A 12,730-nucleotide genomic window follows, 5' to 3' on the forward strand; every position below is an offset into this window, starting at 1 on the left:
GCGGCACAGCACAAGAGCCGCAGTGTAGCACCGGCCCTGATCCGCGCGGCAAGCGCCATGGGCCACGGATGCGTCAGTCACCCGCGCCCAGCAGCCTGAGCGGCACAAGCCCGGCGAGCGCCACCTCCACTTCGACGCCATCGGCACGCCGCAGCCAGGCCAGCCCTTCCCCGCCAGGCCTGCGTCCCAGCACCAGCACGCCTTCGCCTTGGCCATGGCCATGGCGCACGAGAATGCCCGTGCAGCGCCAGCGGCTGGCGCCAGCCGGCGTGGCAAGAGTGGCCTGCGCAGATGCGGGCGGACCTGCGGCCGTTGGCACGACTGTGGCGTCGCCGGTACCGTGGGTGATCTCGTCCTCCTCGCCAAACTTCGCCCCGAGAAATGCGCGCAGCAACTTGACGGCGCTACGCGTGATCTCCGGTTCGTCCTCGCGCAGCCAGGCCGCCACCTCGCCCGGGTGCGACTTGTAGGCCGTCACCAGTTCATTCACCGTCGTCACGTCGCGTACCCTACCCTCGTTGAACGCCAGGGCGACGGGTTCGGGCAAGTCCAGCAGGGCCGCATGCTGTGTCACGAAGGCGGCGGACTTGCTGATGTTGCTGGCGATCTGCCCCCGCTTCAGCCCCTTCGACAGTTCGCGGCCGATGTAATTGGCAATTTCCCGCGCCGTCAGCTCGTTGCGCTGCAGGTTTTCCACCACCTGGTCGGTCTCGCTGTAGTCGTCGTCGATAAAGCCGGGGATAGTCGCCAGTTGCGCCAGCCGCGATGCGCGGTAGCGGCGCGCGCCGTGATTGATGATGTAGCGGCCGGGCCGGTCGGGATGATGGCGCACGGAGATCGGTGTCTTGATCCCGCGCAGGCGGATCGAGGCGGCGAGTTCGGCCAGGCTATGCGCCGTAAAGCCCGGATTCGCGGCCGAGCGAGGCTGCAGCGGGTCTTCATCGATATGCTCGAGCGGCAGCGCCAGCGGCCTGCCCTCCGGCGCGCGGCCGCTGGCGGCGCCTGGTAGTGCGGACGCCTTCTTCATCGCAACTGGTCCGGATTACCGTACGCCACGAACCAGGTCAGGTAGCAGAAGAAACCATAGTGCAGCAGCAAGGTCCATCCGGCATGCGCGCCAGGCGTATCCCACAGCACCAGCGCGCGCAGCAGCTGGAACAGCACGTCGCACACCATGATGAAGCGCAGCACTGGCCAGCACAGCACGGTCAGCACCCATATTATCTGGCGTACACTAGGGCCATTTGGCGATGGCTGTGACGCGGATTGCCGTCCAGGCGCAGGCGAGCATGCCTTGTCCTTGCTCTTGGTAACGGCTGGGAACTGAATAATGTCGGCCATGCTGACCTCCTCATCTGTTGCGCGCAACTCATCGCCGCGCTGAAACACAGCATATATAGTTGCGCGACACAGCTGCTCCCATCTTGATCTGGATTAAACCGGTGCACTTGCATAAATCTATTTTTAGCAGCTAAAACTGCACAGACCATCAGATGCCCTTACGGCAGCGACCTGCAAACACCATTGATCTAGTCGATATACCCGCCCGATTCCAGTTGCGTTGGACGTATGCGCCATCGATACTGACTACGTATTTTCGGAATAATGATTGTGAATACAATGTCGACAGACCGCCACTGGCGATACGACCTCAACGATCCGATCTGAGTCATTGCCGCCATGCCGGCACCGAACCTGTCTCACACGCTGAGGAGCAAAAGGAGCCTACCATGACCCAAGTCACACTTCCTTCCACCCAAGAGCCACCCGCAGCACCAACGCTCAATGAAGAGCGTTTCATCCGCTTGGCTGAAGTGCTGGCCACCTGCGGGAAATCGCGCAGCAGCATTTATGAAGGCATCAAGGAAGGCACCTTTCCGGCCCCGGTAAAACTCAAAGGTCGCTCGTCGGCCTGGCTCAAAAGTGAAATCCTGCACTGGATGCAGGCGTGCGTCGCAGCACGGCATCCTGTAACTGTTGCAATACAGGCTCCTCCGATGCAAACGGTGGGTGCGACTGGTTTAAACAGGCGCGCCAGACGCCAGCCTACGTAAGGTCGGCCCAATAGCAGCCGGACGCAACAGCCTCCAACCGGCCAGAAGCGACCATTTGGCGAAGAGTGACAATGTGTGATAATTTTTGCTTGGCAATCCGCTATGCTCTGGTGCCGCTATCGGCCAGATAGCGGACACTCGCACTACTTATTCGGAAGTTTGGTCATAACATCGCGATGCAGCGTGAGCTTGGCTCGCGACTGTGATCCCAACAACAAAAAACTTTTGAACCTGGACTCTGATGCATATCGCAAAACTGACGCTCGTCAACTACCGAAATTTCGCAAGCGCAGCCCTGACGTTCACGAAGGGTGTGAACACCATCATCGGAGAAAACGGGTCGGGAAAGACGAATCTGTTTCGGGCCATCCGCCTGCTGCTGGACGACTCGATGTCACGATCAGCATCTCGCTTAGAAGAGTCCGACTTTCACCGCGGCCTCGACAACTGGCGTGGTCACTGGATCATCATTAGCCTTGAGTTCGACGAGATCGGTCCGGACGAGGCCATCCAGGCGCTCTTCTTACATGGAACAGGGGTGGTAGCAGGAGCAGCGCCAATAGGCCAGGCCACCTACAACCTGATCTTTCGACCAAAAAAGGATGTCCGCCTCAAGCTAGCCCAACTTGCAGACAGAGACATCGCTGGATTGGCTGCAGTCAGGGAGTCCATTGAAATTTCTGACTACGAAACGGTCATCACCGGCAGAAGCACGGCCGACTTTGGCAACCTCGCGACATACACCGAGATCGTGGGCGACTTCGAGAACTGCATAATCAGCGACGAGACTGATGATCCACGTATTGGCGCCCGCGTGTCTCCCCTTCTTTCGGTCGCAAGCGAGGTATCGTTTACCTACATCCAAGCGTTACGGGACGTCGTGGCCGAATTCCACAGCAACCGAACAAACCCACTGCTCACGCTGCTAAAAAGCAAGAGCGGCGCGATCTCCGCGACTGACATGGATCCGATCGTCGCCAGAGTCCGAGAGCTCAACGAATCGATCGTGGCACTGAACGATGTGCAGGTCGTCCGATCTGACATTCGAAGCACAATCAAGGCGGCTGCGGGCGAGACCTATTCGCCAAGCTCCCTGTCGATTCGCTCGGACCTGCCAGAAGAGGCTGACAAGCTTTTCCAGTCGCTGAAGCTCTTCGTGGGCGAGTCGGACGAGAACTATGAGGGTGCCATTCACGAGCTGAGTCTTGGCGGGGCCAACCTGATCTTCCTGACGCTGAAATTGCTCGAATTTCAGTATCAACGAGCGCATCAGTCGATCGCCAACTTCCTAGTTATCGAGGAGCCCGAGGCGCACATCCACACCCACATCCAGAAGACGTTGTTCGATCGCATTGCCTATGCCGACACGCAGATCATCTACTCTACGCACTCGACCCAGATTTCCGAAGTCAGCAAGGTCTCCAGCGTCAATGTGCTGGGGCGATGTGGTGCAGCGTGCGAAGCCTATCAACCTACAACGGGTCTCGATCCAACCGCGATCGACACGGTGCAGCGGTACCTAGACGCGGTTCGAACCAACCTCTTGTTCGCCAAGAGTGTGATCCTGGTTGAGGGTGACGCGGAAGAAATCCTGATTCCGCTGATGTTCAAACAGGTGACGGGGCTCAGCCTTGACGAGGTCGGCGTCAGCCTAATCAACATTCGTAGTACAGGTTTCCAGAATGTGGCAGTACTCTTTCACCAATCTCGAATCCGCAAGCGCTGTGCGATCCTCACTGATCGTGACGCAGCCATTATCGACACAACTCCTTTACCGCGCGACTCTGATGCAGATGTTCGCTTCAAAAGAAAGTGCTATGGATCGGACGTGAAGGGGCTTGCACGCAAGCTTGCTCTCGATCTCTTTGTCCAAGGCAACCCTTGGCTGTCCCCCCATTACGCCGATCACACGTTCGAAGTTGATTTCATCGCAGCTGGAAATGCATCGAAAGTTAGAGCATTGGTGCCAACCATCTATGTCGACCCAGCAACACTCGTGGCGGCCGACGCCGAGCTGGCATCTGGGGACAAGGCCCAGTTCGGGCGGCGCGTTCTCACGATGGCGGCTAACCAGGGTAAAGGTTGGTTTGCCATCCTGCTGGGCAGGTGCTTGGATTCTGACACTGTCATACCGCTATATATTCGAGACGCAATTTTCTTTGCCAAGCCGACCCTGTCAAAGGAGTTGTTCTCAAACATCTATCGCTACAGAGTTAGCAAGGCTGTGCAAAGTGGTGTCCTAGCCGCAGCAGGTGCCGAAGCCTTGCATGAGTGGATTGCGCAGTACCATTCCGGCGCCCTACCTCTTGCCGACCTCAAAACTATGCTGCTTGCGATGCTGCCGAACGATCAGATCCATCGATTGCTGGCGAATGTGGATTGAGGGGGCGTCTATGTTCGCTTGGTCCCGACATGAGCTGAACCCGGAACAAGAGGCCGCGGTGCTTTTCGCTGGCAGTCAGTTCCTCATTGCCTGTCCGGGCAGTGGCAAGACACGAACGCTGACGTACAAGATCGCCTATGAACTGTCGCGACTGCCCTCCGACCGCCAGTTTGTCATTGCAATCACCTACACCAATCGTGCTGCCGACGAGATCCGCGAGCGCATCGAGAATTTGGGAGTCAACACTGAGCAACTGTGGATCGGCACCATTCATGCTTTTTGCATTGAATGGATTTTGAAGCCCTACGGTCTCTATCATCCCGATCTGGCTCACGGATTTCGAATCATCGATTTGCACGAGCGCGAAAAGATGCTGGAGCAGCTGTGCTATCCATACCGAGCTCAGCGCGTCACCATTTGGGATTGCGACTACTACTTCACGCCTCGCGACCGTGTATTGGGGTGTCGCGACACGCACAAGCATGCGGTCATCGAAAATGTCCTGGACGAGTTCTTTGCGACGCTAAAGTGCAGGCGGCAGATTGATTTCGAGCTGATCCTTTTCTACGCGCATAGACTCGTGACAGCCCATCCTGCGATCAGTGGAAATCTTTCCAAAATTTTCTCATTTGTCTTGGTTGACGAATATCAAGACACCAAAGAGATTCAATATGAGATTCTGGGAAGGATACTGTCGGCTGGCGGTGGTACCACCAAGTTGCTGATGGTGGGAGATCCCAACCAGGCGATTTTTGGCTCGCTGGGTGGCTTCCCTATCGACCTCGCCGGCCTGCGCGCTTTAACGGGTTTAGAGATCGAACCCAGGGCGTTGTCGCGAAACTATCGATCTTCCCGGCGTCTCATTGATTACTTCGGGAACTTTAATCTGTATGGGACGGTGATCGAGGCTTCGGGGCGAAACCGAGACTTTGCCAGCCTGATCACCTACGACGCGACCATCCATAAGGACGATCTCGCCGACGAAATCGCGCGTTTGATTCAGTACAACATCGAGGTGCTGGGTGTGCCGCCCAATGAGATCTGCGTCGTCGCTCCCCAGTGGCCTTATCTGACGGCCATGACGCGCGCGCTTGTGGTGCGGTTGCCGGAATATCGGTTTGACGGCCCAGGCATCGTGCCATTCGCCCGAGACCCGGAGAACTTTTGGTACAAAGTGGCGCGGCTTGCCTTGACCGAGCCTTCCCCTGGCGGCTATCTGCGTCGCTTGCGATGGGCAGGCGAGGTGATCCAGGATCTAAGCAGCGCAGGCGTCGACGTTTCCGCCTTCAACCGCAAGCACCTTCTCGCGGAATGCAACGCAGTTGTGATCGATGAGACGGACGGCCTCCTTTATCTGCGCACGTTCTTCGATTCCCTGTTCGTTCGCCTTCAAGTGCCCTACCTTGGGTTCGTGAGCCTGAGGGAACACCACGAGGCGTTCTTCGCCAGTTCCGAGGCGCGATTGCAACGACTGCAAACTGATGGAGTCGCCGCTGCCAGCGACGTCTCCTTCTTCAAAAAAGCGTTCCAGGCGCGCTCCGGGATATTGGTATCCACCATTCACGGCGTCAAAGGCGCCGAGTTCGATGTCGTCATCGCTCACACCTTGCTCGAGGGGATGGTACCGCACTTCAACGATGCCGCCGGAGACGACAGTGCAAAGAAACTCCTGTACGTCATCGGATCTCGGGCGCGAAGGCACCTCCACATGTTTTCTGAGACAGGTCGCGCAAGAGGGCAGCGAGGCGATACATGGGGTGCGACTCGATTGTTGAAGGCCTGCGTCTTCCCTTACGACTCCCCGTAGAGCCGCTGTCAGGTGCCAGACGCACCGTGCCGACGCCCGGCCTGACGTTCGGCTTCTTGCGATTGGCGCAGGAGATGTGAAGCGAGCGCCGTTACCGGTGGCGCCATGCGTACTGGATCGACTCGGATGCCCGGCTCTATAAATGAACAATGGGAAGGTCTCCCGTAGTCTTCGCGTTAGCAATCTTTGTAGACTCCGCAAGCCTGCGGCACCTTGAAAGCAAGGGCAAGCAGCAATGCACGCTAACATGACCGACCTCGGCCAAGACTGGCAATGTCTCGGTCGAAATGTTTGCTATGTGCGAAGCGACGAAGGAAAGATGCGATCAACTTATCCGAGACTTTGCAATGCTGAATGAAAAGTCTTCCTCTCCGGACTTATGCAGTCGTCGCATTGTCCACTGTCCGGCCTCGTCCAGGCGCGTCCGAAGCGGATTTTTCATACTTTTTTCATACCAAAAAAAAGGCCTACACTAAATCAGTGTAAGCCTTTGATATCAAACGAATTCTTGGTGGGAAGTGCAAGTTTCGAACTTGCGACCCCTGCAGTGTGAATGCAGTGCTCTACCCCTGAGCTAACCTCCCGAAGCGAGGCGAATTATCGCATAGGTGTTGCGGCATCTGCAAGGGCTGGCAAGAGGAAATTTACCATGCGCCGCTTTTTTCTCAGGCGGCCGCTGGCGGCGACGTGACGGCGGTCCAGATGCACTGGCCTTTGGCAGCCTTGTCGAGGCCGGCGATGGTGGATTCGTGGGCGGCGAGCTCGTCGGCCGTGGCGCTCTGGAAGATGACTTCGGCCAGGGGCACGATTTCCAGCACGGCGCCGTCGGCGGCCACTTCCACCTCTTCTTCCATGCTCAGGCTGTTTTGCCCGCGCGTCATGGCCAGGTAGACGTCGGCCAGCAATTCGGAGTCGAGCAGCGCGCCGTGCAGCTTGCGGTGGGCGTTCGAGACGCCGTAGCGGTCACACAGGGCGTCGAGCGAGTTGCGCTTGCCCGGATGCATTTCCTTCGCCTGCACCAGGGTATCGATCACGCCAACCACTTGTTCATGCACGGGCGGCAGGTTCAGGCGCTTGAATTCCGCGTTGAGGAAGCCGATATCGAACGGGGCGTTGTGGATGATCAGTTCGGCGCCGGCGATGTAGGCGCGGAATTCGTCGGCGATTTCCGCGAATTTCGGCTTGTCGCTGAGAAATTCCGTCGTCAATCCGTGGACGGCCAGCGCACCCTCTTCCGAATCGCGCTCGGGATTGATGTAATGGTGGAAATTATTCCCCGTCAACATGCGGTTGTTCAGTTCGACCGCCCCGATCTCCAGGATGCGGTCGCCCGTACGCGGGTTCAGGCCGGTGGTTTCAGTATCGAGAACAATTTGACGCATGGCGGATTCATTCGTAAAAGCAAAAAGCGAAGGGCACAGTATAGCAAACCTGTGTGCTGCTGCAATCGCACCCGGACATGTTCGAACGCCCAACAAAACCGTAGCGAGCGGCAGTGATTTGTGGCCGAGAAGCGCAACCGTACTCTAGTACGGCGAGCATCACAGGCCGCAAAGCGCGACGCGCAGTAGGTTGGGTTGGGCGTTCTTACGCGCGCACGGTTTCCACGCCCAGGTTGGCCAGCTGATCGGCTCGCTCATTGCCAGGATGGCCATTGTGGCCGCGCACCCAGCGCCATTCCACTTCATGCACGGCCTGGGCCGTATCGAGGGCCTGCCACAGGTCGACGTTTTTCACGGGCGCCTTGGCCGCCGTTTTCCAGCCGCGCGCCTTCCAGCCGTGGATCCATTCGCTGATGCCCTTCTGGACATACTGGCTATCGGTATACAGCACCACCTGGCACGGACGTTTGAGCGCCGTCAAGGCTTCGATCACGGCCTTCAATTCCATGCGGTTATTCGTCGTATTGAGTTCCCCGCCGTAAATTTCTTTCTTGGCGCCATCGGCTACCATCAGCGCGCCCCAACCGCCCGTGCCGGGATTGCCCTTGCATGCGCCATCGGCGTAAATCTCTACCTTATCCATCTTGCTGTTCCCGCCTTTTATTCGTGACCGGTGCGCCTGCGGGCGCCGTCGCCGGTTTCTTGGTCCACGCCGGACCGATCAAACGCATCCCTTTGACGCGCTTGATCGCCTGCACTATATACACTGCGCCCAGATATGGCCACCAGCGCGCGCCCGCCTTGTCCATGAAAGCGTTGCGGCGCAGCCATTTTTCTGTCCTGCAGGCAGGTGCGTAGCAGCCGAAGTAGCTTTGGCTGACGCCCATGTTCAGCAATTTTAACCAGTCTTTCATGCGCGGCATAGAGATCAGCTCGCCCGCCTGCGGCAGGTAATGGCGTCCCGTGACCCGCCCCAGCCCCTGGCGCACGCCCCACAGGCTGGCCGGATTGAAGCCGCAGACGATCACGCGCCCCTCGGGGATCAGCACGCGCTCGACTTCGCGCAAGACCTGGTGCGGCTCGGCGGCAAATTCAAGCACGTGCGGCAAGACCACGAGGTCCAGGCTTTGCGAGTCGAACGGCAGCTCGTCAAAAGCCGACACGAGGGTGAGGCGGCTGTCCTGCGGCGGACGCGATGGCAGGCGCGAATCGAGCAGCCATTTGTTCGGCATGCGGTTGGCGGCCAGTGCGTCGAGCTGGGGCAAACCGATCTGCACGGCATTAAAACCGAAGATGTCGACGGTCAGACTGTCGAGACATTGCTGTTCCCAGGCGCGCACGTACACACCGGCCGGCGTCTGCAGCCAGCCGTCAAGCGCTATAATGGATTTTTCGGATGCCACACTGTCCATTCAGTTTTCTCTTTTGCTCATGACACACTCCCCTGAACACGCTTTATCGGTACTTGCCGTGCCCGCCTTTGCCGACAATTACCTGTGGCTGATCCATGACGGCCGCCACGCCGCCGTGGTCGACCCCGGCGATGCGATGGCCATCCTCGATGCGCTCAAAGCCCATCAGTTGACCTTGTCCGCCATTTTACTCACGCATCACCACGCCGACCACACGGGTGGCGTGCCTGAATTGTTGCAGCATTTCGCCGTCCCCGTCTTCGGCCCTCGCAATGAGGCTATCACAGCCATCACGGAACCGCTTGCCGAAGGCGATGTCGCTTACGTGCCCGAGCTGGGCTTGCAAATGACCGTCATCGACGTGCCCGGCCATACGAAGGGGCATATCGCCTACGTGCGCCAGCACGACGAGCGCAGCGGCGCACCGTGGCTGTTTTCCGGCGACACCCTGTTTGCGGGCGGATGCGGCCGCCTGTTCGAAGGCACGCCGGGCCAGATGGCCGACTCGCTGGGCAAGCTGGCCGCCCTGCCCGACGATACCGAGGTATTTTGCGCGCATGAGTACACCTTGTCCAATTTGCGCTTCGCTAACGCCGTCGAGCCGGGCAATGTGGCCTTGCAGGAACGCATCGCCATCGACACGGAAAAGCGCCAGCAGGGTTTATCGACCGTGCCGTCGACCATTGCCCTTGAAAAGGCCACGAACCCCTTCCTGCGCTACCGCGAACCGGCCATCCTGAGCAGCCTGAAGGTGGAAGGCAAGCTGACCACCGATGCTTCGCCCGTCGAAGCGTTTGCAGCCTTGCGGATGTGGAAAAATAATTTTTAAACGTACCCTTTCGCCATAAAAAAGTCCCGGCAGATGCTGATCGCATCGCCGGGATTTTTTTATACGGTTATTTGATCAGGATCAGATTTCTTCGTACAGCGGCAAGGTCAGGAATTCGGCGAACGATTCCGACGTCGACATTTCCTCGAAAATCTGGCCGGCGCGCACATAGGTCGGACCATTGCCGCCCGGCGCATCGTGCTGCACCTTGGCCAGCTCTTCCGGAATCATGGCGCGCACCATGTCTGCCGTCACCTTGCGGCCGTCTTCCAGCACGCCCTTGCTGGAACGAATCCACTGCCACACTTGCGAGCGGCTGATCTCGGCCGTGGCCGCGTCTTCCATCAGGTTGTGGATGGGCACACAACCGTTGCCGGCCAGCCAGCTGCCCAGGTAGTGGATGCCCACGTTGATGTTGTAACGCAAACCGGCTTCCGTAATCGGCGCTTCCGGCTGGAAGTTCAGCAAGTCCGATGCCTTGACATCGATGTCGGGACGCTGCTTCTCGATCTGGTTCGGTTTGTCGCCCAGCACTTTCGTGAACTCGCCCATGGCCAGTTCCACCAGACCCGGATGGGCAACCCAGCCGCCGTCATAGCCGTCGGTGGCGTCGCGCGCCTTGTCGTTGCGCACGCCGCCCATGGCGATGTCGTTCTTTTCCGGATCGTTCTTGATCGGGATCAAGGCCGCCATGCCGCCGATGGCCGGTGCACTGCGTTTGTGGCAGGTTTTCAGCAGCAGCAAGGCGTAGGCGCGCATGAATGGCGCCGTCATCGTGACTTTCGCGCGGTCGGCCAGGCAGAAATCCTTGTCCAGCTTGAATTTCTTGATACAGGAGAAGATGTAATCCCAGCGGCCCGCGTTCAGGCCCGAGCTGTGTTCCTTCAGTTCGTACAGGATTTCATCCATTTCGAACGCGGCGAGGATGGTTTCGATCAGCACTGTCGCCTTGATCGTGCCTTGTGGCAAGCCCAGTTCGTTTTGCGTCATGACGAAGATGTCGTTCCACAGGCGCGCTTCCAGGTGCGATTCCATCTTCGGCAGGTAGAAATACGGGCCGGCGCCGCGCGCCAGCTGCTCCTTGGCGTTATGGAACATGAACAGGGCGAAATCAAAAATACCGCCGGAAATGCGCTTGCCGTCGACCAGCACGTGCTTTTCATCGAGGTGCCAGCCGCGCGGACGCACAACCAAGGTCGCGATCTTGTCGTTGAGCTTGTACGACTTGCCATTTTGCTCGAGCGAAATGGTCTTGCGCACGGCGTCGAACATATTGATCTGGCCCGTGATCTGGTTGTCCCAGTTCGGCGTGTTCGAATCCTCGAAGTCCGTCATGTAGCTGTCCGCGCCCGAGTTGAACGCGTTGATGACCATCTTGCGCTCGACGGGACCGGTGATTTCCACGCGGCGGCATTCCAGCGCCTTCGGAATCGGCGCGATCTTCCAGTCGCCGTCGCGGATATGCGCGGTTTCTGGCAGAAAATCAGGACGCTCGCCCGCGTCGAGGCGCTTGGCCCGTTCCACGCGCACGGCCAGCAACTCCTGGCGGCGCGGCTCGAATGCACGCGTCAACTTGGCCACCAGCGCCAGCGCGGCAGGCGTCAAAATCTGTTCGTAGCCGGGGGCGATGTCACCCGTGATTTGCATGCCATCGGGAAGTGCGATCGTGTTCTGCGTCATGAAGTTCTCCGGTTTTTAGTAAATATAAGCAAAGGAAATCTGGTAATCCAAGTATAAGCGCAACGACTGCGCAGGCAAGCTGGACAGAGGCGCAAAAACACTCTGCCAGGCGGCGCGTTTGTTCTATAGTATTGCACTATAAGGCATGGAAACGAGATTAAAAATCACTTCATCTATGCGTTTTTATCACAAGTGATGACATAGCGAGCACAGCATATGGGCCAGTTCAGACAAATATCGACCTTCGTGGAAGTGGTGGCCAAGGGCAGCCTGTCGGCCGCCGCGCGCGCGGAAGGCATCGCGCCGGCCATGATAGGCCGCCGTCTCGATGCGCTGGAGCAGCGCCTGGGCGTCAAATTGCTGCAACGTACGACGCGCAAGCTGGCACTGACGAATGAAGGCGCCGCCTTCCTGGAAGATTGCCAGCGCATCCTGGGCGAGCTGGAAGAAGCGGAAGCGGCCGTGGCCGAGCGCAGCGTCAAAGCCAGCGGCCATTTGCTCATTTCCGCGCCGGCCGGCTTCGGACGCCAGCACGTGGCGCCTTTGATTCCCTCGTTTGTCGCCGAGCACCGCGACGTGACGGTGTCGCTGAATCTGAACGACCGCCTCGTCGACCTGATCGGCGAAGGCATCGACGTGGCCATCCGCATCGCCAGCCTGTCCGATTCCTCGCTCGTGAGCACCAAGCTGGCCGACAACCAGCGCGTGCTGGTCGGCTCTCCCGCCTATCTGAAACGGGCGGGCACGCCGCGCATCCCGGCCGACCTGGCCAAGCACAATTGCCTGGCGATCAGCAGCGAAGGCAGCCAGCGGGGCTGGACCTTCCGCGAAAACGGCAAGAATGTGATTTTAAAGGTGGCGGGTAATATGGTGTGCAACGATGGCGAAGTGCTGCACGACTGGGCCCTGGCAGGCAAGGGCCTGGCGTGGCGCTCGATGTGGGAAGTGGGCGCGGAGATCGAATCGGGCCAGCTGGTGACGGTGCTGGACCAGTTCACCGCGCCGGGCAACGATATTTATGCCGTCTTCGCCCAGCGCCGCCACTTGCCGCTGCGCATACGGGCATTTGTGGATTTTTTGCGGCATGCATATTCCCAACCCGACTACTGGCGCGAGCGCGCCATCTAAGGATGCCGGACCCAAGCTGCTGCGCGACGGTTTCCCCCCCCCCCCCCCGTTGTGA

11 protein-coding genes and 1 tRNA gene are annotated in these 12,730 nt (G+C 58.8%); 5 read left to right on the forward strand and 7 right to left on the reverse strand.

All coding sequences use genetic code 11. The annotated features are described in order from the left end of the window. Positions 1–73: 73 nt before the first annotated feature. Positions 74–1,027 carry a ParB/RepB/Spo0J family partition protein gene (locus tag CSQ95_RS11040; RefSeq protein ID WP_099409529.1) on the reverse strand — a complete coding sequence of 318 codons (954 nt, stop codon included), beginning with the start codon at positions 1,025–1,027 and terminating at the stop codon, positions 74–76. Then, positions 1,024–1,341: a KleE stable inheritance protein gene (gene kleE / locus CSQ95_RS29670; protein ID WP_180279024.1), complete on the reverse strand. Its 318-nt coding sequence runs from the start codon at positions 1,339–1,341 to the stop codon at positions 1,024–1,026. The genes CSQ95_RS11040 and kleE overlap by 4 nt, the downstream gene beginning before the upstream one ends. Before the next feature lie 389 nt (positions 1,342–1,730). On the opposite strand from kleE, the gene CSQ95_RS11050 reads away from it, so the two are divergent. The 3 genes from CSQ95_RS11050 to CSQ95_RS11060 all read left to right on the forward strand — a co-directional run bounded on the left by CSQ95_RS11050 (position 1,731) and on the right by CSQ95_RS11060 (position 6,244). Next, positions 1,731–2,054, forward strand: a complete 324-nt coding sequence (locus CSQ95_RS11050; protein WP_099409531.1) for an AlpA family transcriptional regulator — start codon at positions 1,731–1,733, stop codon at positions 2,052–2,054. 241 nt (positions 2,055–2,295) lie between these two features. Next, on the forward strand, positions 2,296–4,437 hold the full coding sequence (locus CSQ95_RS11055; RefSeq protein ID WP_099409532.1) for an ATP-dependent endonuclease: 2,142 nt from the start codon (positions 2,296–2,298) through the stop codon (positions 4,435–4,437). A gap of 10 nt (positions 4,438–4,447) precedes the next feature. Continuing rightward, positions 4,448–6,244: an ATP-dependent helicase gene (locus tag CSQ95_RS11060; protein WP_099409558.1), complete on the forward strand. Its 1,797-nt coding sequence runs from the start codon at positions 4,448–4,450 to the stop codon at positions 6,242–6,244. A gap of 509 nt (positions 6,245–6,753) precedes the next feature. On the opposite strand, the gene CSQ95_RS11065 is transcribed toward CSQ95_RS11060, so the two are convergent. The 4 genes from CSQ95_RS11065 to CSQ95_RS11080 all read right to left on the reverse strand — a co-directional run bounded on the left by CSQ95_RS11065 (position 6,754) and on the right by CSQ95_RS11080 (position 9,038). Continuing rightward, positions 6,754–6,828, reverse strand: a tRNA-Val gene (locus CSQ95_RS11065). Between the two features lie 81 nt (positions 6,829–6,909). Next, positions 6,910–7,626 carry a DNA polymerase III subunit epsilon gene (gene dnaQ / locus CSQ95_RS11070; protein ID WP_070223475.1) on the reverse strand — a complete coding sequence of 239 codons (717 nt, stop codon included), beginning with the start codon at positions 7,624–7,626 and terminating at the stop codon, positions 6,910–6,912. A gap of 205 nt (positions 7,627–7,831) precedes the next feature. After that, positions 7,832–8,269 (reverse strand): ribonuclease HI, encoded by a 438-nt coding sequence (gene rnhA, locus CSQ95_RS11075; protein WP_034784447.1) that lies wholly within the window; start codon positions 8,267–8,269, stop codon positions 7,832–7,834. Continuing rightward, positions 8,262–9,038 (reverse strand): class I SAM-dependent methyltransferase, encoded by a 777-nt coding sequence (locus tag CSQ95_RS11080; protein ID WP_070223474.1) that lies wholly within the window; start codon positions 9,036–9,038, stop codon positions 8,262–8,264. The genes rnhA and CSQ95_RS11080 overlap by 8 nt, the downstream gene beginning before the upstream one ends. Before the next feature lie 19 nt (positions 9,039–9,057). Between CSQ95_RS11080 and gloB the strand changes: the two genes are divergently transcribed. Next, positions 9,058–9,867: a hydroxyacylglutathione hydrolase gene (gene gloB, locus CSQ95_RS11085; protein ID WP_099409533.1), complete on the forward strand. Its 810-nt coding sequence runs from the start codon at positions 9,058–9,060 to the stop codon at positions 9,865–9,867. Positions 9,868–9,948: 81 nt separating this feature from the next. On the opposite strand, the gene aceB is transcribed toward gloB, so the two are convergent. Further along, the gene (gene aceB, locus CSQ95_RS11090) at positions 9,949–11,547 is read right to left on the reverse strand and encodes a malate synthase A (RefSeq protein WP_099409534.1); all 1,599 of its coding nucleotides are present in this window, start codon (positions 11,545–11,547) and stop codon (positions 9,949–9,951) included. A 216-nt stretch (positions 11,548–11,763) separates the two neighbouring features. Between aceB and CSQ95_RS11095 the strand changes: the two genes are divergently transcribed. After that, positions 11,764–12,675, forward strand: coding sequence for a LysR family transcriptional regulator (locus CSQ95_RS11095; RefSeq protein ID WP_099409535.1), 912 nt, complete (start codon positions 11,764–11,766; stop codon positions 12,673–12,675). Positions 12,676–12,730 lie beyond the last annotated feature (55 nt).

The organism is Janthinobacterium sp. BJB304, assembly GCF_002735765.1.
Taxonomy (GTDB): Bacteria; Pseudomonadota; Gammaproteobacteria; order Burkholderiales; family Burkholderiaceae_D; genus Janthinobacterium.

Bases quoted from the DNA above. Each gene is read 5' to 3' on its own strand.
- CSQ95_RS11040 (WP_099409529.1), bottom strand. From the start codon at position 1,027: ATGAAGAAGGCGTCCGCACTACCAGGCGCCGCCAGCGGCCGCGCGCCG.
- kleE (WP_180279024.1), bottom strand. From the start codon at position 1,341: ATGGCCGACATTATTCAGTTCCCAGCCGTTACCAAGAGCAAGGACAAG.
- CSQ95_RS11050 (WP_099409531.1), top strand. From the start codon at position 1,731: ATGACCCAAGTCACACTTCCTTCCACCCAAGAGCCACCCGCAGCACCA.
- CSQ95_RS11055 (WP_099409532.1), top strand. From the start codon at position 2,296: ATGCATATCGCAAAACTGACGCTCGTCAACTACCGAAATTTCGCAAGC.
- CSQ95_RS11060 (WP_099409558.1), top strand. From the start codon at position 4,448: ATGTTCGCTTGGTCCCGACATGAGCTGAACCCGGAACAAGAGGCCGCG.
- dnaQ (WP_070223475.1), bottom strand. From the start codon at position 7,626: ATGCGTCAAATTGTTCTCGATACTGAAACCACCGGCCTGAACCCGCGT.
- rnhA (WP_034784447.1), bottom strand. From the start codon at position 8,269: ATGGATAAGGTAGAGATTTACGCCGATGGCGCATGCAAGGGCAATCCC.
- CSQ95_RS11080 (WP_070223474.1), bottom strand. From the start codon at position 9,038: ATGGACAGTGTGGCATCCGAAAAATCCATTATAGCGCTTGACGGCTGG.
- gloB (WP_099409533.1), top strand. From the start codon at position 9,058: ATGACACACTCCCCTGAACACGCTTTATCGGTACTTGCCGTGCCCGCC.
- aceB (WP_099409534.1), bottom strand. From the start codon at position 11,547: ATGACGCAGAACACGATCGCACTTCCCGATGGCATGCAAATCACGGGT.
- CSQ95_RS11095 (WP_099409535.1), top strand. From the start codon at position 11,764: ATGGGCCAGTTCAGACAAATATCGACCTTCGTGGAAGTGGTGGCCAAG.